The 23,554-nt window shown below is 38.8% G+C and carries 19 protein-coding genes; 9 read left to right on the top strand and 10 right to left on the bottom strand.

The features are described from left to right. The first annotated feature begins 36 nt into the window (after positions 1-36). The 3 genes from PREBIDRAFT_RS03210 to PREBIDRAFT_RS03200 all read left to right on the top strand — a co-directional run bounded on the left by PREBIDRAFT_RS03210 (position 37) and on the right by PREBIDRAFT_RS03200 (position 3,017). Entirely contained in the window at positions 37-255 is a 219-nt protein-coding gene (locus PREBIDRAFT_RS03210; protein ID WP_004339184.1) for a DUF4492 domain-containing protein, read from the top strand. Between the two features lie 87 nt (positions 256-342). Then, the gene (locus PREBIDRAFT_RS03205; protein WP_004336516.1) at positions 343-1,878 is read left to right on the top strand and encodes a cytochrome ubiquinol oxidase subunit I; all 1,536 of its coding nucleotides are present in this window, start codon (positions 343-345) and stop codon (positions 1,876-1,878) included. Then, a complete protein-coding gene (locus PREBIDRAFT_RS03200; RefSeq protein ID WP_004336515.1) occupies positions 1,875-3,017 on the top strand; it encodes a cytochrome d ubiquinol oxidase subunit II in 1,143 nt (380 codons plus the stop codon). The genes PREBIDRAFT_RS03205 and PREBIDRAFT_RS03200 overlap by 4 nt, the downstream gene beginning before the upstream one ends. Positions 3,018-3,321: 304 nt before the next feature. Here the strand turns inward: PREBIDRAFT_RS03200 and PREBIDRAFT_RS03195 are convergent, their stop codons facing one another. From PREBIDRAFT_RS03195 to PREBIDRAFT_RS03175, 5 genes are all read right to left on the bottom strand, one after another. Next, positions 3,322-4,623 (bottom strand): IS1380 family transposase, encoded by a 1,302-nt coding sequence (locus PREBIDRAFT_RS03195; RefSeq protein WP_004339183.1) that lies wholly within the window; start codon positions 4,621-4,623, stop codon positions 3,322-3,324. Between the two features lie 489 nt (positions 4,624-5,112). Next, positions 5,113-5,451 carry a hypothetical protein gene (locus PREBIDRAFT_RS03190; protein ID WP_004337283.1) on the bottom strand — a complete coding sequence of 113 codons (339 nt, stop codon included), beginning with the start codon at positions 5,449-5,451 and terminating at the stop codon, positions 5,113-5,115. Positions 5,452-5,516: 65 nt separating this feature from the next. Beyond that, positions 5,517-8,099, bottom strand: a complete 2,583-nt coding sequence (locus PREBIDRAFT_RS03185; RefSeq protein WP_004337285.1) for a golvesin C-terminal-like domain-containing protein — start codon at positions 8,097-8,099, stop codon at positions 5,517-5,519. Position 8,100: 1 nt separating this feature from the next. Beyond that, entirely contained in the window at positions 8,101-8,646 is a 546-nt protein-coding gene (locus PREBIDRAFT_RS03180) for a 1-acyl-sn-glycerol-3-phosphate acyltransferase (protein ID WP_004337286.1), read from the bottom strand. 18 nt (positions 8,647-8,664) lie between these two features. Further along, a complete protein-coding gene (locus tag PREBIDRAFT_RS03175; RefSeq protein ID WP_004337288.1) occupies positions 8,665-8,937 on the bottom strand; it encodes a hypothetical protein in 273 nt (90 codons plus the stop codon). 200 nt (positions 8,938-9,137) lie between these two features. Here PREBIDRAFT_RS03175 and PREBIDRAFT_RS03170 point away from each other — a divergent pair, with 200 nt between their 5' ends. Then, positions 9,138-10,781 carry a diphosphate--fructose-6-phosphate 1-phosphotransferase gene (locus tag PREBIDRAFT_RS03170; RefSeq protein ID WP_004337289.1) on the top strand — a complete coding sequence of 548 codons (1,644 nt, stop codon included), beginning with the start codon at positions 9,138-9,140 and terminating at the stop codon, positions 10,779-10,781. A 166-nt stretch (positions 10,782-10,947) separates the two neighbouring features. After that, positions 10,948-11,835, top strand: a complete 888-nt coding sequence (locus tag PREBIDRAFT_RS03165) for a glycoside hydrolase family 25 protein (protein ID WP_004339181.1) — start codon at positions 10,948-10,950, stop codon at positions 11,833-11,835. On the opposite strand, the gene prmA is transcribed toward PREBIDRAFT_RS03165, so the two are convergent. Further along, a complete protein-coding gene (gene prmA / locus PREBIDRAFT_RS03160; RefSeq protein WP_004337291.1) occupies positions 11,759-12,628 on the bottom strand; it encodes a 50S ribosomal protein L11 methyltransferase in 870 nt (289 codons plus the stop codon). The genes PREBIDRAFT_RS03165 and prmA overlap by 77 nt on opposite strands. A gap of 163 nt (positions 12,629-12,791) precedes the next feature. Here prmA and PREBIDRAFT_RS03155 point away from each other — a divergent pair, with 163 nt between their 5' ends. Together PREBIDRAFT_RS03155 and PREBIDRAFT_RS03150 are read left to right on the top strand one after the other, a co-directional pair. Further along, positions 12,792-13,784: a hypothetical protein gene (locus tag PREBIDRAFT_RS03155; protein WP_004337292.1), complete on the top strand. Its 993-nt coding sequence runs from the start codon at positions 12,792-12,794 to the stop codon at positions 13,782-13,784. Between the two features lie 91 nt (positions 13,785-13,875). Continuing rightward, positions 13,876-15,519 carry an OmpP1/FadL family transporter gene (locus tag PREBIDRAFT_RS03150; protein ID WP_004337294.1) on the top strand — a complete coding sequence of 548 codons (1,644 nt, stop codon included), beginning with the start codon at positions 13,876-13,878 and terminating at the stop codon, positions 15,517-15,519. 382 nt (positions 15,520-15,901) lie between these two features. On the opposite strand, the gene PREBIDRAFT_RS03145 is transcribed toward PREBIDRAFT_RS03150, so the two are convergent. Next, the gene (locus PREBIDRAFT_RS03145) at positions 15,902-16,294 is read right to left on the bottom strand and encodes a hypothetical protein (protein WP_004337296.1); all 393 of its coding nucleotides are present in this window, start codon (positions 16,292-16,294) and stop codon (positions 15,902-15,904) included. 114 nt (positions 16,295-16,408) lie between these two features. Between PREBIDRAFT_RS03145 and lepA the strand changes: the two genes are divergently transcribed. Continuing rightward, complete coding sequence (gene lepA, locus PREBIDRAFT_RS03140; RefSeq protein WP_004337298.1) at positions 16,409-18,190, top strand: translation elongation factor 4; 1,782 nt, start codon at positions 16,409-16,411, stop codon at positions 18,188-18,190. Positions 18,191-18,235: 45 nt separating this feature from the next. Continuing rightward, a complete protein-coding gene (locus tag PREBIDRAFT_RS03135; protein WP_004339180.1) occupies positions 18,236-18,835 on the top strand; it encodes a Crp/Fnr family transcriptional regulator in 600 nt (199 codons plus the stop codon). Positions 18,836-18,961: 126 nt separating this feature from the next. Here PREBIDRAFT_RS03135 and PREBIDRAFT_RS03130 read toward each other — a convergent pair whose 3' ends face one another. The 3 genes from PREBIDRAFT_RS03130 to PREBIDRAFT_RS03120 all read right to left on the bottom strand — a co-directional run bounded on the left by PREBIDRAFT_RS03130 (position 18,962) and on the right by PREBIDRAFT_RS03120 (position 23,373). Beyond that, positions 18,962-20,623: an AMP-binding protein gene (locus tag PREBIDRAFT_RS03130; RefSeq protein ID WP_004337301.1), complete on the bottom strand. Its 1,662-nt coding sequence runs from the start codon at positions 20,621-20,623 to the stop codon at positions 18,962-18,964. A gap of 227 nt (positions 20,624-20,850) precedes the next feature. Continuing rightward, complete coding sequence (locus PREBIDRAFT_RS03125; protein ID WP_004337303.1) at positions 20,851-22,098, bottom strand: ABC transporter permease; 1,248 nt, start codon at positions 22,096-22,098, stop codon at positions 20,851-20,853. 72 nt (positions 22,099-22,170) lie between these two features. Further along, positions 22,171-23,373 (bottom strand): pyridoxal phosphate-dependent aminotransferase, encoded by a 1,203-nt coding sequence (locus PREBIDRAFT_RS03120; protein ID WP_004337305.1) that lies wholly within the window; start codon positions 23,371-23,373, stop codon positions 22,171-22,173. Between the last annotated feature and the right edge of the window lie 181 nt (positions 23,374-23,554).

Raw genomic sequence — 23,554 nt, 5'->3', positions numbered from 1 at the left:
ATTTGAATAAAATACAAAACAATAATATTTTCATTTATGCGAAAAGATAGTTTTTGGTATCGTTTTTTTGACTTGTATTATGATGGTTTTTGCCACATGACACTCGGTAAAACTTTATGGGCTATTATTATTATTAAGCTTTTTATTATGTTTGCGATACTACGTGTCTTTTTCTTCCCTAATTTTTTAAAGGAGAATACAATAAAAGGCAATGAAGCTAATTTTATTGAAAAGGAGTTGATTAAACGTCAATAGTCCTCATATTTGCAGCATACTTTATGAATGATTTGAACAAACAAATAGTAGTAATAAATAATTTTAAAAACTTAAGTTTAACAAGGAATGGAACATTTACTTTTAGCAATTGATCCAGGTACAGTCGATTGGTCGCGTGCTCAGTTTGCACTCACCTCGATGTATCATTGGTTATTTGTGCCCTTAACATTAGGTTTAGCCGTTGTAATGGGAATTATGGAAACGTGCTATTATCGCACGGGTAAAGAAGAATGGCGTATTGCAGCTAAATTTTGGCAGCGCATCTTCGGAATTAACTTTGCCATTGGCGTGGCAACAGGTATTATTCTCGAGTTCGAATTTGGTACAAACTGGAGTAATTATTCGTGGTTTGTTGGTGACATTTTCGGTGCTCCTCTCGCTGTTGAAGGTATCTTAGCCTTCTTTATGGAGTCAACCTTTGTAGCAGTGATGTTCTTTGGTTGGAAGAAGGTTTCAAAAGGTTTTCATTTAGCATCAACGTGGCTCACGGGTTTAGGTGCTACTATCTCTGCTTGGTGGATACTTGTTGCAAATGCTTGGATGCAAGATCCTGTAGGATGCAGCTTTAATCCAGAGACAATGCGCAACGAAATGACCTCTTTCTTAGATGTAGCATTAAGCCCATTCGCTGTAGATAAGTTTTTCCACACCGTAACTTCATCATGGTTACTTGGTGCATGTTTCACCGTTAGTGTAGCTTCTTATTATCTATTGCGCAAGAAGCATCTAGATCTTGCTAGAAAGAGTATGAAAATTGGAGCCATAGTTGGTCTTGTAGCATCATTGCTTGCAGCATATACTGGTGATAACTCTGCTTTTATGGTGGCTAAGGCACAACCAATGAAGCTTGCTGCAATGGAAGGTCTTTATAAAGGTGGAAAGGCGCAAAGCCTAACAGCTGTCGCTGGGATTAGTCCAATAGCACAGAACGATTGTTTGCTTAAAGCAGAGCCTTCTCAACGCATTGCAATTCCAAATATGCTGTCATTATTGGCTACTCGCACTATGAATGGTTTTGTGCCAGGTGTTCAGGATATTATAAATGGATATACAGATTATCAAGGTATACAACATCCCTCTTTACAGGAAAAGATCACCCGTGGACGTAATGCTATTCAGGCTTTGAAAGATTTCCGTGAAGGGAAGAACAAAGAGGCTAATCGTAAGATATTAGAGAATGATATGAAGTTCTTTGGTTATGGTTATATTAAGGACGCTTCACAGACTATTCCCAATATAACTATCACTTTCTGGGCATTCCGCATAATGGTAGGCTTAGGCTTTGCCTTTATCCTAGTGTTTGCTATTATTCTCTTCTTCGTATATAAGAAGGATATAACAAAACCTAACTGGTTGCATAAAATAGGTATTGCACTTATTCCATTAGCTTATATTGCTAGCCAAAGTGGCTGGGTAGTAGCCGAAGTGGGTCGTCAGCCATGGACTATTCAAGATATGCTGCCAACATGGGTATCTGTGAGTGATGTTTCAAGTGGTGGCGTAGCATTCACCTTCTTCCTATTCCTCGTATTGTTCACAGCGATGCTTGCAGTAGAGGTTAGTATTATGTGTAAACAAATTAAAAAAGGACCAGAACTATGACATACGATTTTTTACAGCATTATTGGTGGTTTATCATCTCATTGCTAGGATCACTATTAGTGTTTTTGATGTTTGTACAAGGTGCAAATTCTATGATTTTCCAACTCGGCAAAGATGAGATTGAGCGTCGTTTAGTAATCAACTCTACAGGTAGAAAATGGGAATTCACTTTCACAACCCTTGTAACCTTTGGTGGTGCTTTCTTTGCATCGTTCCCACTGTTCTATAGTACAAGCTTCGGTAGTGCTTATTGGGTATGGGTGGCAATTTTGCTAACTTTCATTTTACAGGCAGTAAGTTACGAATATCAGAATAAGGCTGGCAATCTTTTGGGTGTCCGCACTTTTCAGATATGCTTAATTCTTAATGGTATTTTAGGTCCGTTATTGTTGGGTGGTGCTGTAGCAACATTCTTCACTGGATCCAATTTTATTGTAGAGAAGAGTAACCTTGTTGGTGGATTTCACCCCGTTATCTCTCATTGGGCTAATGCCTCTCGCGGTCTTGACGTGTTGTTAAATCCTTGGGTAGTTATCTTCGGTATCGCTGTTGTTTTCTTAGCTCGTATCTTGGGCACATTATATATTAACAACAATGTACATGATGATGCTATTCGTGGTCGTGTGAAGAAGCAACTTCTTATAAACACCGTTCTCTTCTTATTGTTCTTCTTACCATTCTTGGTAAAGACATTGTTTGGTGACGGTTATGCAGTTAACGAGGCTGGTGTTATCGCACTAGAGCCAATGAAGTATCTTAACAACCTCCTTGCAATGTGGCCATTGCTTTGCCTATTGCTCATTGGTGTAGTACTTTTATTATTTGGAATCGTGAAGACCATCTTAAAGCCTTCTTACGTTCATGGTATTTGGTCAGCAGGCATCGGTGTTGTGTTGGTTGTGCTTGTACTCTTCCTTATTGCAGGATGGAACGGTACAGCTTATTATCCTTCTACTGCCGACTTACAAAGTTCACTAACTATCCAAAATAGCTCTTCAAGCGAATTTACGTTGAAGGCAATGTTCTACGTTAGTTTCCTTGTACCTTTTGTTCTTGCATATATTGTTTATGCATGGCGTAAGATCGATTTCGGTGGTATCTCTAAAAAGGATGTTACTAGCGAAGAAGAGGCTTACTAAGTTAAAATCGCTATATTAAACAAAGGCTTACATCCTTATTTTGATGTACCCTCGAAGGTTGGATGTTCAATTGAACATTAATTATTTAATTCTCTATAATGAGCTCGGTATTTTACCGAGCTCATTCCATTTAATCCCTTAATTCCGCAGTATTTTTTCTTGTGAGAAAATTTTATATGTTGAGGTGTCTTTTGGGGACTCTATATGTTGATGTGAGGTGCTTTGGTGTTTCTTGGGTCTTTTCTAAGCATAAAATCCCCCACCCAAACCAATGGGGAATATTAAAACCACAAAGAAGTGATGTTTATTCAATGAAGACCTCAAAGTAGTAGGTTTTATTTGTATACAGGTTCAGAACGTGCTGCCTTCCCGTTCTCACCCATTTTGCTGGCACGCTGACAAAATGGAGGATAAAGGCTTTCAGCCTGCTTGTCTTTTTCAATGGCTTGACCTTTTCGCTGATATGACGGACGAGATAGAGATAGAAGTTCTTCAGCATGGCGGTAACCATCATGAAAACCATGTTCTCAGCCATAAAGGAAAAGGGCAGATGTGCCCAGCCGAAGTCATTGTTCTGTATGTCGAAGTTCTTTTCACCCGCTCCACGTTCATTATAAAACGTAATGATGTCCTTCTCGGTAGACACCCAGTCGTTGGTGAGGATACAGCGGTATGTGTATATTACTCCGAACATATCCGTCTGCTCACTGCCATCCTTGCCTTTCAAAGGACTACGCTGTACGACGAGCCTGTATGACTTTCCTTCTATCAAGCTGTCTATGCTGACGGATGTGACATCGCATTTCTCATAGCCAACCTCAACGTCTTTCCATTCCTTCAACTGTTGGAAATTCTCGTAGCGACTGCCGCAGTTGGCAGCACGAATGTAGAACGTGTTGCAGCGCTGCTCTACGGTTTGGATGATTTCCTTTGAGAACGACCCGCAGTCAGCACGGAAACGCTCTATTACCACACCAAGTTCTGAGGTTACACGGTCCATAATGCGACGGAGCGTGTCCTCCTGATGGAATTTCACATTGGTGTTTCCGTCACGGTTCTCACCTCCGACTATGATTCCCCCAATGGAAGCCCAACCAGGAAAATAGCCAAGGTCCTGCTTATAAGAATACTTAGCATCGAACTTGTGGGCTGGAACGAACTGGTGGTCAAAGTCCAGGTCAACATGGCTGCCCACCTTTATAAGCCCCATTCTCCGTATCATCCGTAATAGTAAGGTGTTCAGCTTCTCTGCCGTGTTGAAACTATACGACTTGTCGGAGGTTTCGCTCTTATAAATAATGTTCTCTTCAGCAAGCTCCTTTAGTCCGCGCCCCACAGTGTCGGCACCGGGTAACAGCGTATCAGGTCTCTGCTTGAACTGCCCTATAAGTGCATTGATGTCCTCAAGGCATTCTCCACCACAAAGGTAGCTGAAGAAGAGAGAGCCGAAAATACTTCCATGGCTGAATGCCTTGCCGCTACTTCCACGTTTGCCCAATACGGATTCGGTAAGTTTTTCAAAGCCCAACTTTGAGAAAACGTCCATAATGTGATAAATTCCACCGAAAGAAGTGATATTCTCGTTTTTAATTGCTACCTTTGTCATGTCAGATATTTGCTTACTTGTTATGTTTACAGCACTAAGATAGGTGAAATTTCTGACATATCCAAGTGTTTTGAGAACTTTGTTTCTCAGGCACTTGGAGTTCTTACAAGAATTTATGCTGCGGAATTAAGGTAATCTTAATTTTATTCTATTCTTTCTTCATAATTCTTTCGTTTCTTAAATGACTTAATAGCCCCCGAAAGTTGGACATAACAACTTTCGGAGGGCACTTCAATTTGGATATGAGCCTTTTTGGGATATATATAAGTGTGTATTTTGTTTTACTGCTGTCCGATAAAATGTGTACTTTTGCCCATAGTCATTTTGAATTTTGTTTAGAGACTACAAAGTAACTAAAAAGGGCTGATTCCTAATGAAGGAGTCAGCCCTAAATTTATAGGGTATCAAAAAGTTTTATCGGACAGCAATAAATAAAATATTTATCTAAGGCTTCGATTCTTATAAATCTAAATCAGCGTAAGCCTCTTTTTATTCGGTTGTAGATGTTTGTTCTTCTTCTCTTGCTGGTGTAGGATGTTGCTTGCACCATTCCTTGTAAAGTTTTACGAGATTATTAAGTCCTAGCGCCTTCATATCGGTGTTATAAACAACATCAAGGCATAGATCAAGCAATTCTTTGTTATTGCCCTTTTCCGACTCGAGTAAGCTGCGCACATTCAGCTTTAACCTATCGAGCGTTTCTTCGTCAACGATGCCTGTAGAATCGACTAATCCTTTAAAGAGGGCATACTTTCTTATTACTTCTAAGTAGGCATCGTTTATAGCAATGCTTCTAGTGCCACTTGTGTTTGCTTGAATTTTATACATAGTCTTCATCTTTTAGTAAGGAAGCATCAGCATTTTGCTTTAATACCGCCTTATGTTTAACAATCTTATTGAAGGAGATATGCTAAGATACCTCGCATAATCTTATTTCTAGTGTTAGCATCCTTGATACATTCCAATGGGAAAGCCATTGAGAATGTTCTGTAATCGACACCTTTATAAGCTACAGCAGCATTGTTACCATCGGCATACGCCATTACTGCTATTGCAGTGTTGTTAGCAGGAAGGATATTGTCAGGTGTGTAAGCTCCGTAGTGATCGGCATTAATCGTACGATAAATATCAAAGCTAGTGCCAAGTCCTTTTATCATAGCCGAGTAGTTATTAAGGTTGCTACCTGCATAAGTAATTTTCAAATTATTGGCGAGCCACTGTTTTTCAGCTTCTAACTTCATATCTGATGCAAGGTAAGCACCGTTTACAAAGAGGTTGCCATGATGTTGTAAATAATTGCTTATTTGTTGTTGCATAGCTGGGCGGAAAGCCTTGTAATAATATAGGCTATGACCATCATCTTTCTCCAATCCTAAGTCAATATCTACAGCATCGTAATCGGTAAGACGGACTAAGCCATTTTCAACAGCTTTTCCCGAACAGCTAACAACGTTATATCTACCAGCCGTCTGAATGGCTTCGGCATGTGTGCGAACATAGTTGAAATCGTTACCAGCAACCATTTTGCCTACCAATTCTTCACCTCCATAGCCTAAAGCTCCTGCTCCTTCTTTACCAGCAGATCGTGGATCGAAGTTACTTTGTTGTCCACTCCAACCTATCGTTTTGCCATAAGTAACACCAGGATCAGCTTCTAAGTTGAACCCTTGACTACCTATTGAATCGATGATAGCTGGCGATGACAAACGATTGAAGCCATTTACCACCAACACTGTCTGCTTAGCGTCAGGATGATTATAAGCAGATAACACCTCTGTAGGGAAACTTTCACCACCACGATTACATGCTGTAATACGGAAGCTGTAAAGCTTACCCATTTGCATCTCTATTTCGCAAGAGGTTCCGCTGATATTAATGCCATTGTCAAAACCACCATTGCCGATAGCCGTATATACATTATAAGATGTAGGAACGGCAGTAGGTTCGTATGGATCGTTTACCGCATTCCATTGCAGACGTACCTTGTTAGCCCCGACTCGCTTTAGGCGGAACAGTATAGGAGCTAGTGGTTGGACGGTGTAAGAAGTGTTATGCATACTGGCTTCATAGCGTAATATCGTCTTATAGATAGAGCGTGCAACAACAAACTTAAAGTTAGGATCTTGTCCCAGCTTCATATCGTTAAAGTTTTGATGGGACATCGTCTCTAGGATCATAGATGGTACATCAGGTAAGCGTGTCTCGCTATAGTTGCGATCCCTTACCGATCGTGTGTTCCAGTTAATATGGAATACTTGGTCTATATCCTTTTTAAGATTGCTGACCATATTTTCAGCAAGCGTTTTTGAAACACTACGCGAGAGATCTTCACCAAGATGGTCGTCGCCTTCTTGTGTTGTATAAATACCTAAAGTGCCAACATAACTACCGTTAGGTGCAATGCCTGCATCGCTATGGATAGCCAGCGAGAGGTCGATAGGCACTTTTTTACCTTTCCCAGGGACATACGTAGAACCAGCAGCCAGCCAATTGGTCATAAGCGAGCGTGCATTGATATCATCGTTATAGTCGTTGCTACCATTGCTCTTGCTCACAATATCCCATGGTGCACCAGCCCATTGGGCGTAGTAGCGTGCGCCTTCTAAAGTACGAGGCAACCCACTAGTGGTGCCACCACGCACGATATTGCCCATACCACCACCAAAGCGCACGGCATCGGCAGTAATCACACCTCTATGCGAGCTATGATTAGTAAGCACAACAGAGTTGAGAATACTGCTGCCTGCATCGAAATCGAAAGTGCCTAGATATACCCATGTGCCACCTCCCATCTTCTGATTTACCTTAAAATGGGTTGCTTGCCCTTTGTGGAAAACAATGTATTCAGCATCGTCCACACTCTTCTTCTGCGTTTGGTAACTTACATACACGGCATATTTTCCAGCCTCTGTAATAGTGGGTTGGTAAGTTATAGAACTTAACTTATTGTCGCGTTTACGTGCTTTGATCTTTCTTGCAGTGCCAGCAGTAAATGGATTCTCACCATCACGATAAGTACCATGATGAAAAGCAAAGCCAGGATCGGAACTATCTTTCCAGTCTTTCTTGTCGTTAACTTCTTTGTAGTTGCTTAAATGGCTATCGTTATCCACAATAATTTCGTTTAATTGCCAATCGCGTTCACGAGGTGTGAACACCACAGCACCCGCATTTTGAAGCATTGGAATAAGATAAGGGATAACGATGGTTGGTGTAAATAAGTCCTCGGTTGTAGAAAAAAGGATAGGGCGTTGCCATTTCCATACCCCTTTACCAGCATCATAATATCTTCCGTGTGATGCCCATAAAGAAATGTGTCGGTTTTCTAAACCATTATCAATAGTGTTTGGCTTAGATACATTTTGTACCCATGGCGCTCCATCGTATTCGTTAGAACCCCATGTGGTTTTGTTTTGTGCTTGAGAGCTTAAACTTGCTAAGACAGTAGTTAAGGCTATCAGCCAAGTTTTCTTCATTCTAAATTTCTCCTATTGAAAATTTCTCAGGAAATTTTCCTTTGAAGTTTTTAAAATAGAGCTTTATTTCTTTCATCTGTTCTTCCACGTTCCCATTGGGCATAATCATCTTTGTACAGTGAATGGTCTTAGATTGATAATCAAGCGCATACAGTACAATAGGAATATTAGCCTTAAGGGCTATAAAGTAGAACCCTTTTTTCCACTCAGGATTAAGCGAGCGAGTACCCTCAGGGGTAACACAAAGCTGAAAGTGAGGAGTACTTTCGGCTAAATCGGCTAAACGATCAGTCATGCTGCTATGTCGGCTACGCCATACAGGTATCCCCCCTAACTTCTTAAAGAAACTTCCTAGTGGTCCAATGAACCACTCTTTTTTCATCAAAAATTTACTATTTAAGCCTTCGGCACGAGTATAAAGCTGACCTAAGATAAAGTCCCAATTGCTAGTGTGTGGGGCTAAACAAATAATGCACTTGTCTGGAAGAGGGATGTTTACAAACTTCTCCCATCCTAACAGTTTATATAAAATAAATCGTGATAACATTCAATAAGGCTACTTCGTTTAGACAAGATTACTTATTTGATCAACAATCTCATTGGCTTCCTTATTAAACTTATCTTTAAGATCTTTGAAATATTTCTTAGCAGACATACCAGGCTCTACATGCGATACACGACGAATATAATCATCATGCATAACAATTATTGTTGATAGTAGTGCGTTCACATCTTCTGTGTGGGCTTTGTTACCATAAAGAGAAGCAGCTACTCCTTCTGCAAATAAATCACTAGTAATATAGTTGATTGTCCGTTTTAAATCTCTTTTGTTACTCATAATTTTTATCCTTTGCTCTAATTTTTTATTTAAATACTCTCCAAAGATAAGCAAAAATTATAATAAAGGAAGAAAGCGTGAGAAAAAACTTTCGAGTTTTAGCTTTTTAAGCATTTGCGTCTAATTATCACAGAAAAAAGCAGTACTTTTGCAGTAGGAAGAAAATTTTTAAAAATATCCAAACTTAAAAGAATTCATTTATGGAAATTAGTGCATTGCAAAAAGAAAGAGCAGGCTATCAACCTAAGTTGCCAATAGCTCTACAAGGTGCAGTAAAGGTAAAAGAAGGTGCTCCAACACAGAGCGTTGACAATCAGGAAGACATTAAGAAATTGTTCCCAAACACTTATGGTATGCCTCTAGTAGAGTTTGAACCTGCTACAGAAGCTAACAATGCCAAGATGAATGTTGGTGTAATCCTATCTGGTGGTCAGGCTCCTGGTGGACACAACGTTATCTCTGGTCTTTTTGATGAAATCAAGAAGTTGAACCCAGAAAACCGCCTATTTGGTTTTTTAATGGGGCCTGGTGGTTTGGTAGATCACAAGTATATGGAGATTACGGCAGAAAACCTTCAGGCATATCGTAACACTGGTGGTTTTGATATGATTGGTTCTGGTCGTACAAAGCTAGAGAAGGAAGAGCAGTTTGAAAAAGGATTGGAAATTATTCGTGAGCTAGATATTAAGGCTATCGTTATCATTGGTGGCGACGACTCTAATACTAACGCTTGTGTGCTCGCTGAATATTATGCAGCAAAGAAATATGGTGTACAGGTTATCGGTTGTCCTAAGACGATTGATGGAGACTTAAAGAACGATCAGATTGAGACTTCTTTCGGTTTCGATACAGCTACAAAGACATACGCTGAACTTATTGGTAACATTGAGCGCGATTGTAATTCTGCTCGTAAGTACTGGCACTTTATTAAGTTGATGGGACGTTCAGCTTCTCACATCGCTCTTGAATGTGCTTTGCAGACACAACCTAATATTTGCCTTGTATCTGAAGAGGTAGAGGCTAAGGATATGTCATTGAATGCTATCGTAGAAGATATTGCCAGCACTGTAGCTTATCGTGCTAGTCAGGGTAACAACTTCGGTGTTGTTCTTATTCCAGAAGGGTTGATAGAATTTGTACCTGCTATTGGTCGTTTAATCCAAGAGTTGAACGATTTGTTGGCTGCTCACGGAGCTGAATACTTAAACCTTGATAAGGCTGCTCAACGTGAATACATCTTGACTCATCTTTCTGCCGAGAATAAGGCTACTTTCGAAACATTGCCAGAAGGTGTTGCTCGTCAGCTTTCTTTGGATCGCGACCCTCATGGAAATGTTCAGGTTTCATTGATCGAAACTGAAAAGTTGATTTCTGAAATGGTAGGTGCTAAGCTTGCTGAATGGAAGAAAGAAGGCAAGTATGAAGGTAAGTTCTCTGCATTACACCATTTCTTTGGCTATGAAGGTCGTTGTGCTGCACCATCTAATTTTGATGCAGACTACTGTTATGCACTAGGTTCTTCAGCTGCTCAGCTTATCGCTAACGGTAAAACTGGTTATATGGCTATCGTTAAAAACACTACTGCTGGCACCGACAAGTGGCTTGCTGGAGGTGTGCCTATCACAATGATGATGAATATGGAGAAGCGTAATGGCGAAATGAAGCCAGTTATCCGTAAGGCGCTTGTAGAACTTGACGGTGCTCCTTTCAAGGCACTTGTTGCACAACGTGAGAAGTGGGCTAAGGAAACTTGCTATGTTTACCCAGGTCCTATTCAGTATTGGGGTCCTTCTTCAGTTTGCGATTTAACAACAAAAACTTTGTTACTTGAGCAAACCAAGTAATAAAATGCTATAATGGAAGAATAGATTGGGGAGAGTATCCCCTTTCTCTATTCTTCTTTTCTGCTTTTACCTAGAGTAGTGATACTATATAAAAATGGTAAAATCCTTTATATAAAAACAGAAAATCTATTTTAATATAAAATACTGACACTATAAAAAACAGCGAATGGCGAGAGAAACTCCTTTTTTTGTTCGTCGTCTAAAGCGCTTCCTAAAATCACTACCTTTGTGGGGTAAGTGGTGTTGGGGAATAACTATAGGTGTGTTTTATTGTGCCATTGTTTATATCTATCTAGTAGCTCCAACAGGGTTCCGTTGGCGCGCTATTTATGGAGAACCCAACTATCCTAAAGGTTATAATATTCGCGGCATTGATGTGAGCCGTTATCAAGGTAATATTAATTGGAATCGTTTGCGAAATGCTTTGATAGATGCTACCCCCGTTCGCTTTATCTTTATAAAATCGACACAAGGTGATAGCTATATTGACCCTAAATTCAGATCAAATTTCTTTGAAGCAAAAGAGAACGGCTTCTTGCGAGGGGTATATCATTTTTGGAGTAATAAGGTTTCGGCTCGACGACAAGCTTACTTTTTTCTAGCAATGGTAAAGCTACAGCCTGGTGATTTTCCACCTGTACTTGACGTGGAAAATAAACCTAAGGATATGACAACTGAAGACTTTCAGCAAAACATTCTTACATGGTTGCATATCGTAGAGGACAGATACCATGTAAAGCCCATCATTTATACCTATTACAAATTTAAGCAACAATATTTATCTGATCAACGCTTTGATGACTATCCGTATTGGATAGCCCATTATTACGTTAATCAGATGGAATACAAAGGGCGATGGAAGATATGGCAACATACTGATGCAGGTAAGTTGCCAGGAATTAAAGGTTATGTCGATCTGAATATTTACAATGGAAGCTATTATGATATGCAACAAATGCTGATACCAGAACCAGCTCCTATTGATTCTTCTGCAATATCAGACAGCACCAGTTATGATTCACTTGGCGTTCAATCTCCGAGAGATTCAGCGTAGCAGCCTTTTCCATTAAAAGGCTTGCATCTTCTTCATAAAAACCACTTAATATAATCCTTCCGTTTACTGCTAATATCTCGGTAAAACATTCTAAATCGTCTAATAGAATGTTTCTGTTAATATTGGCAAGCACTATATCAAATACACCACATACATGCGATAGCACCTTCTTGTCGCCTTCTAGCACATCTATGCTAACAGCATTGATTGCTGCATTGTGCATTGCATTTTTCACACTCCATTCGTCTATATCGTAACTTATTACCTCCTTTGCTCCAAGTTTTGCACTTACGATACTTAGGATACCTGTTCCACAGCCACAGTCGAGTACACGCTTGTCGCTTAAATCAAGGTCGAAAAGTTTGCCTACAATCATTTGTGTAGTCTCATGAGTACCAGTTCCAAAGGCTTGTTTAGCGTCGATATAGATATGAATAGGTAAGTTCTTTCTATATTGATTTTCAAAGGTTTCTTCTTCGTTGTTAAAGCAAGAGATAATACATTTGTCTGCTATAATAATAGGTTTAAAACCATTCTTCTCCCACTCCTCATTCCAGTTTTTATCTTCCACTTCATTAGTTTCAAAGTTGATACTAGTATTCTCTAATGGGATCATAGTTAAAATGTTTTTCAATTCATCTTCATGATAGTTTTCCACCTGACAATAACCCAGCAAAGGCTCGCTATCATCTGTAAAAGATTCAAAACCACAATCGCCTGCAAACGCCATAATTAAGTCTCGAGCAGTCTGACTATCAGGAGATATAGTAAATTTTACTTGAACGTATTTCATTGTTTGTTAATTAATCTCTGCAAAAGTATAAAAAATAGGGAAAAACCTATCACAGATTAGGGAAAATCCGTATATTTGCATAGTATCCAATATGTATTTTTGTAAATAAAACCATTAGGATAGAACTTTTTATACAAAGAAATAAATAAAAACAGAGGGCAATATGAAACGGAATGTACTTCTTTTAGCATTAGTAGGTCTTATGCCTATGCTTGCTGTAGCTCAAGACGATATGTACTTTTATACAAATGGCGATGCTGATAAGGTCGCAACTCCTGTAAAGAAGATTGTTCCTACAGCGAAAGCACCAACTTATTATAGCGGTATTAACAAGAGCGATGACGAATATAATCGTCGTGGCAAGTTTAGAAGTTATTATCAAGTTATTGGTAAAGACTCTCTAGGCAACGAAATAGTGGAATATACCAAAGAGGGTAAAGATGGTCGCTATCAAGTTACCGACACCGTTTACAGCAATTACATACGCTATGCTACCCGTGAGGATGACGATTTCGCTTACAGTCGCCGTATGAGTCGTTTTGATGGCTACTATGGTGCCTATTACGATCCATGGTTTGCTAGCGCTTTCTATGACCCATTCTATTATGGTAGTCGTTGGGGCTGGCGCTCTTCTTTCTATGATGGCTGGTACGATCCTTGGTATAGTGCTTACTATGGTGGTTGGTATGGCTCTCCTTATTATTATAGTGGCTGGCATCGTCCATATTATGGCTATTATGGTTGGGGTGGTTATCCTTACTATGGTTATTACTATAGTCGTCCTTACTATAGAGGTGTTTATACTACCTATAGTGGTCATACTGGCACTGCTAACCATTGGAGAAGTGGTGGTAGCTTTGGTGGAGCTACCCGCTCTTATAGTAATAGTCGCAGCACTTTCAGTACTAGTCGCAGTAGCTTTGGCAATAATAATAGTCGCTTTGGTACCTTTGGTGGTCATCGAGGATCTTTTGACAATACACGGTCAAACACGCCTACCTATTCACAACCTTCTCAACAACCTTCACGTAGTACTTTCAGTGGTGGTAGCTTTGGTGGTGCAACTCGTAGTGGTTTCAATGGAGGCAGTGGCGGTAGCTTTGGTGGGTCATCACGTAGCACTTTCGGTGGTGGCAAGTTTGGAGGACACCGTTAATAATAGAAATCTATTTCCCCCTTTTTCAGCGAGGGGGGATTTTTGTATATCATAAGAAAAATAATATTCAGAATCGTAAATTCTTTACAGTATGAAAAAGAAATATTACTTCTTTGCAGCAGCACTGTTGATAGCAATGTCGGCGAATGCACAAGAAACTTATCAGAATGCAAAACTTACGACTCAAGATCTTAACGGAACAGCTCGCTATATAGGTATGGGCGGTGCGCTTGAGGCTCTTGGTGCAGATGTCTCTACAATCAGCAGCAACCCTGCTGGTATAGGCCTTTTTCGTCACAATAATATTAGTGTGAGTGGTGGTTTAGTAGTGCAAGGCAATGGTACAGCGTTTAGTAATGGTAAGAAAACCAATGCTAGCTTCGATCAGATAGGTGGTGTATATTCTATGCGCACAGGTCGTACGTCTTATCTTAACTTTGGCTTCAACTATCATAAGGGGCGCAATTTCGATTATATCCTTAATGCAGCTAATGCATTGAATGGTAGCTCGCTTAATAATCAGTCGTATGCAAAAGGAGAATTAGGTAGTGAGGGGAAAGGTGGTTATTATGTAGACCTCGATAGAAGTAAACCTCAAAATGATAAAAGGAGAGATTTTATAGGATATTCTACACCTACTAGTACAGATAATGCTCTAAACTTTGATCAGCTAGACTATCTCAACTTTAATACCATTAATACTGAAAAAGCTACAGGTAATCATTATGGTTATAATGCTTCTGCATTCGACTTTAATCGTGCCTATACAGGCTATATTGGTAATTATGACTTTAACGTAAGTGGAAACCTTAATAACCGTGTTTACTTAGGTATAACCTTGGGTATTAAAGATGTTCACTATAAGAGCTATAGCGAATATTTCGAGCAGCTTGATAATGCCCAAATTGGCTATGCTAATGAAAAGAAAATTACTGGTAACGGTTTTGATATTACAGCAGGTATTATTGTTCGCCCAGTGGAAAGTTCAGCTTTCCGTATAGGTGCATACGTGAAGTCGCCTACTTGGTATGATCTTCGTGCAGAGAATAACACACAGATAGAAACAACAGAAGCTAGGGCATTAAATCTGTTTGGAAAAATTGGTAACACATACGACTATAAGTTCTTTACCCCTTGGAAGTTTGGTATATCGCTAGGTCATACCGTGGGCAATTACCTTGCTCTTGGTGCTACTTACGAATATGAAGATTATTCTACGATAAATTCTCGTGTCAATGATGGCGGTTACTACGATTGGTATTACGATGAATATAGAGAAACATCATCGCCAGATCGTATTATGAATAATCACACCAAGCAAGTGCTTCGTGGTGTAAGTACCTTGAAGCTAGGTGCAGAGTATAAGCCCGTAGAGAACCTCGCTATTCGCCTTGGTTACAACTATGTAAGTTCGGCATACAAGGAGAACGGACAGAAAGATCCTACCTTATCATCATTGGGTAATGCTTATTCTTCTGAAGCCGACTTCGTAAATTGGAAAGATATTAATCGCTTTACTGTAGGTTTAGGCTATCAGATAAAGAAGTTTAATATTGATCTAGCTTATCAGTATAGTGCGCAGAAGGGCGATTTCTACCCATTCTCAAATCTTCCTGCAATATCATACACCACGGGTACAGGTGCTACAGCTAAGACTACTCCAAACTTTGCCAGTGCAACAAAGGTGGAGAACAATCGTAGTCAGTTTTTGCTAACACTCGGTTATCAGTTTTAGAGTCGCACAAAAGGAAAAATAGTAATGCAAATGCCGATAATGCGTATGTAATATTCTGTTAATTCGTAGAAAATATTTAACAACGACCCAATACATCATCTTTTTAAGTATAAAAGGTGATGTATTGCGGAGTAAAAGGTCATCTTTTGGAAGGCAAAAGATGACCTTTTGCTCTTTAAAAGATGACCTTTTTATTTTATACTTTTAAGTTGTTGCTAATCAATTGAATACGTTGTTTATTCTTTTACTTATTTGGATAATAGATATAAGTAAAAATAGTTTACTTTACTGGTTCTCTTACTAGAGGTTTGCTTATTAGATATACTGTGAGCTAATATGATTTTTGAAAGTATAAGATGTTGGCATCTTACTCTCTGTTAAATCATAAATCCTTAGATGTAAACTTCTCGTCTAATAGTATTTGTTGTGGATTAGCTGTAGAACGATAAGTGTATTGGAAATTAAAGCCTGCATCCTTGTAGGCTTTCATAGAAGTTTCAGCACGTAAGGCATTGGATAGCATTTTGCGTAGCTGGGGCTTCTGTTTATTGATAATTTCAGCATTGTCGGCTAGTCCCGAAAATTTGTAGTAATAATGAAGTGTTGTTGTGGCTTTATCAAACACCATACTGTCCATACTTGTGTTATTCACAATAGGGGTAGGACACCTCTTTTGAGTGTATTCCTGACACTCCTTTGCTGCACGTTCTTTCAAATCGGTTTGGCACGAAATAGCCAATGCGGCAACGCCTAATAATAATAAATATTTTCTCATTCCTTGCTTTTTGATGGCAAAGTTAGTTTATTTCATAGAAAAAGCAAAAGTGAATTCTAGTTTTCCGTTTTTTATTGCTATTTTTGCAAGCATTATATACGAGAATATACACTGATGCAACATATAAGAAACTTCTGCATTATAGCTCACATCGACCATGGTAAATCAACTTTGGCCGATAGACTGTTAGAGCATACAAATACGATCCAAATTACAGAGGGGCAGATGCTCGATAATATGGATTTGGAAAAAGAGCGTGGCATTACGATTAAGAGTCATGCTATACAGATGGAATACGAAAAAGATGGGAGCAAATATGTTCTTAACTTGATAGATACTCCGGGACACGTCGATTTCTCATACGAGGTATCGCGAAGCATTGCTGCGTGCGAAGGTGCATTGCTGATAGTTGATGCTACGCAAGGTGTCCAGGCGCAAACGATCTCTAACCTTTATATGGCTATTGATCATAATTTAGAGATTATTCCAGTGATCAATAAGATAGATATGCCTAATGCTATGCCAGAGGAGGTAGAGGACGAGATTGTAGACCTCATTGGCTGTGATCCGTCTGATATTATCCGCGCAAGTGGTAAAACAGGTGAGGGTGTTGATGCTATCCTTGATGCTATTGTAGAGAAAGTGCCTGCTCCAACAGGCGACCCTAAAGCTCCGTTACAAGCAATGGTGTTCGACTCTATCTTCAACTCTTTCCGAGGCATTATTACCCTATGTAAAGTGGTAAATGGTGTGATACGAAAGGGCGATAAGGTAAAGTTTGTACAAACAGGAATGGAATATGATGCCGACGAAGTAGGAGTTCTGAAGATGGATATGAAACCAACGAAAGAATTATCTACTGGTGAGGTAGGCTATATTATTTCAGGTATTAAGAATGCTACAGAAGTGAAAGTGGGTGATACGATAACCCATATTGATCAACCTTGCAAGAATGCTATTGCTGGTTTCCAAGAAGTGAAACCTATGGTGTTTGCAGGTGTTTACCCTATTGATCCTAACGATTATGAAGGCTTACGATCTTCGTTAGAGAAACTTCAGCTAAATGATGCTTCGCTCACCTTTATGCCTGAGAGTTCGCAAGCGCTTGGCTTTGGTTTTCGCTGTGGTTTCTTGGGATTGTTGCACATGGAAATTGTGCAAGAACGTTTAGATAGAGAGTTCAATATGGATGTTATCACCACTGTACCTAATGTTAGCTATAAGGTGTACGATAAGCAGGGAGTGGAAAAAGAGGTACACAATCCTTCTGGTTTGCCAGAGCAAACGATGATAGAACATATAGAAGAACCATATATCAAGGCTTCTATCATTACCACTGCCGACTTTATTGGTCCTATTATGACGCTCTGTTTGGATAAGCGTGGTGAGCTAGTAAGCCAAAATTATGTGAGTGGTAATCGGCTAGAATTGATTTTTATGATACCATTGGGCGAAATTGTGATCGACTTTTATGATAAGCTGAAGAGTATTTCAAAAGGCTATGCCTCATTCGATTATCATATAGACTCTTTCCGTCCGTCTAAGCTGGCTAAGCTTGATATTTTGTTGAATGGTGAACCCGTAGATGCGCTCTCAACTTTAACACACGAGACAAATGCTGTAACCTTTGGGCGTCGAATTTGTGAGAAATTGAAAGATCTCATTCCTCGCCAGCAATTCGATATTGCCATTCAGGCTGCCATTGGTGCCAAGATCATAGCACGCGAAACCATAAAACAGGTGCGTAAGGATGTAACCGCAAAATGTTATGGTGGTGATGTTAGTCGTAAGCGAAAACTATTGGAGAAGCAGAAGAAAGGTAAGAAGCGCATGAAGCAGGTGGGAAATGTACAAGTACCACAAAAAGCTTTCCTTGCAGTTTTGAAGCTTGACTAAACATGAAAATATAGAATATATTTTTTATTTTTGGAGGAACTTAGAATGCGTATAGATGATATAAGCGAAACTAGAAATGTTGCTAGAGAACTAGCAAGAAAGTATAGTACCATGACTCACGATGAGTTGAAAGTGCTTGAGAGTATTCTTGAGCCGATGCACTTTTCAAAAGGACAAATGATACTTAAAGAGGGAGAAGTGTGTAAGCATATCTACTATATAGAGCATGGACTAATACGCCAATTTTATTTTAAGAAAGGTAAACAAATTACAGAACATTTAGGTGTGGATCGTTCTATATTTATGTGTATAGAGAGCCTATTTCGTGAAGAACCAACATCTTTACAAGTAGAAGCTATAGAACCAACAATGGTTTATGCTATACCTAAGTTGCGCCTAGAGCAAGTGGCACTTCATAATGTAAATATTCAGATCCTATATAGAAAGATTTTAGAGGAAAGCTTGATTATTTCTCAAGTTCATGCCGACCTTGTGCGTTTTGAAACAGCCCAAGATAGGTATAAGCGACTTTGCAAACTAAGTCCACAAGTTATTTTACGCGCACCATTGGTTTATATTGCTAGTTATCTTCAGATGACTCCTGAAACATTGAGCCGTGTACGTTCATCTACTTTATTAGAATAAGTTTTTTCTTATCGTGTCTTTTCTGTGGAAACTTAGACACTTGTATAAAGCAAATGATACTAAAAATCCCACTAACTGCTTCGTAAAGCTAGTAGTGGGATTTCTTTTATTTATTTTGCATTTTACTTATTTGTATAAGTAACGCTTGATAGATTTCTTTGGTGTTTTTTGGAATTCTTCTTTACGAACTTCAAACTCTGCAACCTTACAATAAGTAGGCATTATAGTGTTAAGTTGAGTTCTGTTCTCTTCCATTAATTTGTTTATATCTTCTTCATTTAGCCCTAAGGTCTTAGCCTCTTCGTAGTCTGGATAAACCAAACCTACTAATTTCTCATCACGCTGTACAACCAAGCACTCTGCAACAAGATTAAGAGAATTAAGTGCGTCCTCAATTTCCTCAGGATAGATATTCTGACCATTACTTCCAAGTAGCATATTCTTAGAGCGTCCACGAATGAAAACATTGCCGTCAGCGTCCATTGTTCCTAAGTCGCCTGTATGGAACCAACCATTTTTATCAATAGCTTGAGCTGTAGCTTCTTCATTCTTGTAATAGCCTAGCAATACATTAGGACCTTTCGTTAAAATTTCTCCTTCAATATTTTCAGGATCAGAGCTATCAATTCTTACCTCTTGATGATAAGCAGCTTGACCGCAAGATCCCTTTACAAATGTTTGCCAATCACGATAACAAATAATAGGCGCACACTCGGTAGCACCATAGCCTACAGTATAAGGGAAATTGATATTGTGCAAGAAGTCTTCTACCTCTTTACTTAATGCAGCTCCACCTATGATAATCTGATAAAGATTACCACCAAAGGCATTATAAACTTCTTCACGGATCTTCTCCTTTACCTTCTTGCTAAGTACAGGTAGTTTTAGCAAGAATTGCATCTTGTGGCTTTGGATTTTAGGGAATACTCGCTTACGAATAATCTTCTCAATAACCAAAGGTACAGCAATCATCAAGCTAGGCTTTACATCTTTTAAAGCTTGGGAGATAATAGCAGGAGATGGCATACGTGTTAAAAAGAAAACATGTACACCTGAAATAAACTCAAAGAGGAATTCAAAAGCCATACCATACATGTGAGCCATAGGTAGGATACTAATAATATTATCCCCTGGTTTTAGTTTATGTCCAAGAACATGCTTACCAAAATCAGCATTGCTCCATATTGCCCGATAAGGTATCATTACACCTTTTGAATGCCCAGTAGTACCACTCGTATAATTGATTAGTGCTAGCTCGTCAGGACTTTGTTCTTTATAATAATGTACATGTTCTGCACGGAAATATTTTGGATATTTACGTCCAAACATCTCATTTAAGTGTTCGCGTGCATAAGTAAGCTTATCGGTTCGGCTTATTACAATAGAGTAGTCGGGAATGTAGATAATACCCTCTAGTTCTGGCATTTGGGCAGCATCAACTTGTGTTGCAACAACATCGCCTACAAAAAGAAGCTTTGATCCAGAGTGATTTACAATGTGATGAATTTGGTCTGGGGTAAATTCATGAAGGATGGGTACAGCAACCGCACCATAAGTTAATACAGCAAGAAAAGCAGCAGCCCATGCTGCAGAGTTACGCCCACATAGTGCAATCTTATCACCTCTCTGTACGCCACTAGCTTCAAACATAATGTGTAGCTTCTCTATCTTTCTTGCTACATCGTGATATTGTAAGGTTTTACCTTTATAATCTGTGAGTGAGTCAAGATCCCAATGATCAATGATAGACTTCTCTATTAATTCGTTAAAACTTGGAATATTCTCCATTATATATACCTTAGAGTTAGTGTGCAAAGCTATAGAATAGTAGTTTTTATTAGCTTTTATATAGCCACAATGGCAGTTGTGCCTTTTGGCTTATTGCACAAAATTCTTATTTTAGTGCAAAGATACTCTATTTTTTGCACAAATCAAAAAAACGTGTGCATTAAAAGTGGATGAATCAAGAAAAAGAGTGTTTAGTAATAAACAATGTTCATGCAAAGACTTGATAATTACTCATAATGCATCGACTTGGCAGGATTTATTCTGCTCACTAAATAGCTAGGTGCGATTAGCACCAAAACGCATATTATTAAGGTTACAATATTTAGTGCTATAATAAGTAGCATATTAACCTCTGTAGGTATAGTGTTTACATAATAAGTTTGTGGATCAAGCTTAATAAAACCTGTATATTTTTGTAGTAATACTACCCCAAGTCCTATTATATTTCCTAATAATAATCCTTTGCCTATCACAAATGTAGCAAACCATAAGAAAACATATCTTATCTGCTTGTTTCTACAGCCGAGTGCCTTCATAATACCAATCATTTGGGTACGTTCTAGGATAATAATAAGTAAGCCTGACACCATTGTAACCCCTGCTACAGCTATCATTAACCCAAGAATAATCCACACGTTCATATCCATTAGGTCAAGCCAAGAAAAAATTTGTGGATATTGGCTTATAACATCTGACGAAGAGTAGGTATTGCCGTATTTATCCTTGGTGTTTTTAACAAGATGTAAAACATTATTTGCATCAATAGGGAGCTTGCTAAAATCTTTTATCAATAGCTCTACACCTCCATATTGATCTTCGTTCCAACCATTTAGCTTCTGAGTAGTGTAAATGTCAGTGAAGCAGATTTGTGAGTCAAACTGCTTCATATTCGTAGCATAGATACCTACAATCTTAAAGTTGCGAGTGCGTACACCTTGGTCATTTAAGAAATAAGCAAAGATTTTATTGCCAATATGTAAGTTAAGCTTCTTTGCTATCGTTTCCGAAATGACGATTTTATTATGGCTCTCTATATCTGAAAACTTGGGCATTTCGCCCTCAACAAGGTTGTTTTTTATGAAAGCTTGATCGTATTCTGGTCCGATACCTTTAAATATTACACCAAGGAAATCGCTGTCTGTTTTCAAAACTCCTTCTGTGTAAGCATATCGCTCTACATGTTTTACACCGTCCACTTGCTTTAATTTCTTTATTAAATCTTGATTAATAGCAATTGGAACTTGATCGGCACCTTCAAGGGTTAGAAAATTTGTAACGATGATATGACTACCAAAGCCAATAACTTTGTCTCTAATAGAATGTTTAAAACCTAATACTACGCAAACGGAGATGATCATTACTGATAAGCCAATAGCTACTCCAAGAGTAGCTATTCTGATGGCAGGTTTTGAAACCTTATTATTTTGATCTCCTCCTGTGTAGATCTTTTTTGCTATATAGAGAGGAAAATTCATTGGCTTTATATTGTGTGGCGTGTTCTGATAAACATTATTATTAGGACACGCCTATTTATTATAATTTGTTTTTTATTTATTAGTTCTACCAGGGTATTGTTCCAACGCTTTTTCAAGGATAATCAAAGCGCGCTTCAAGTCTTCACACTTTAAGACATAAGCCATTCTCACTTGATCAATACCCGCTCCTGGGGTAGTGTAGAAACCACTTGCTGGAGCCATCATTACGGTTTCACCTTCGTAATTAAATTCTTCCAAGCACCAGCGGCAGAATTGCTCGGCATTATCTACAGGCAATTTCGCTACGGTGTAGAAAGCTCCCTTTGGAATAGGGGTATAAACACCATTTATCTTATTCAAACCTTCTGTTAAGCAATTTCTTCTTTCTAAGTATTCGTCAAAGATACCACGGAAATACTCTTTAGGTGCTTCAAGGCTAGCTTCTGCAACAATTTGACCAATCAAAGGAGGTGAGAGGCGAGCTTGACAGAATTTCATTACGGTCTTCTTTACGGTTTCGTTCTTTGTAATCAAAGCACCAATACGGATACCGCACTCGCTATAACGCTTAGATACAGAGTCTATAAGAATGACATTCTCCTGTATACCTTCCAAGTTCATGGCTGACACAAATGGAGAGTTGGTGTAGATATATTCGCGATACACCTCGTCAGAGAATAAGAAAAGGTCGTATTTCTTAACAAGATCGCGTATCTGGTTCATCTCTTCTTGCGTGTAAACGTAACCTGTTGGATTGTTAGGGTTACAGATCATGATCGCTTTGGTACGTTCGTTGATCATCTCCTCAAACTTTTCAACCTTTGGTAATGCGAAACCATCTTCAATAGAAGTAGGAATAGTACGGATTTTAGCTCCTACCTGAACGGCAAAAGCCATATAGTTAGCGTATGCAGGTTCAGGAAGAATAACTTCGTCGCTAGGGTTTAGACATGCCATAAAAGCATACATCACAGCTTCCGAACCGCCTGTAGTAATGATAATATCATCAGCCGTTACATTGATGTCATACTCTTTATAGTAACTACAAAGCTTTTCACGATAAGAGGCATAGCCCTGTGAGGGAGAATATTCTAATACTGTTCGGTCTATCTTCTTTAATGCGTCAAGTCCACATTGTGGAGTGGGCAAGTCTGGTTGACCAATATTAAGATGATATACTTTTACACCGCGCTGTTTAGCAGCAGTAGCAAGAGGAGCCAATTTACGAATTGGCGATTCGGGCATTTCGATACCACGAACTGAGATCTTTGGCATAGCCTTAAAATTTAAGTTTATATTTAATGTTTATTTTCCTTTTAATTGAAGCATTATAATCAATACCTTTGTTGTCTTGCAAAGATATATAAAAAAAATATTTTAATGCCATAATTCCAATTTTAACGTAATATTTTTACTACTTTTGCATTGTTATCAGCTTATTTTAGGGTCGGTAATA

Origin of the sequence: Prevotella bivia DSM 20514 (assembly GCF_000262545.1) — a bacterium.
Lineage (GTDB): Bacteria > Bacteroidota > Bacteroidia > Bacteroidales > Bacteroidaceae > Prevotella > Prevotella bivia.
The sequence above is the reverse complement of the archived record's forward strand: the minus strand, read 5'-3'. Positions and strand labels throughout refer to the sequence as shown.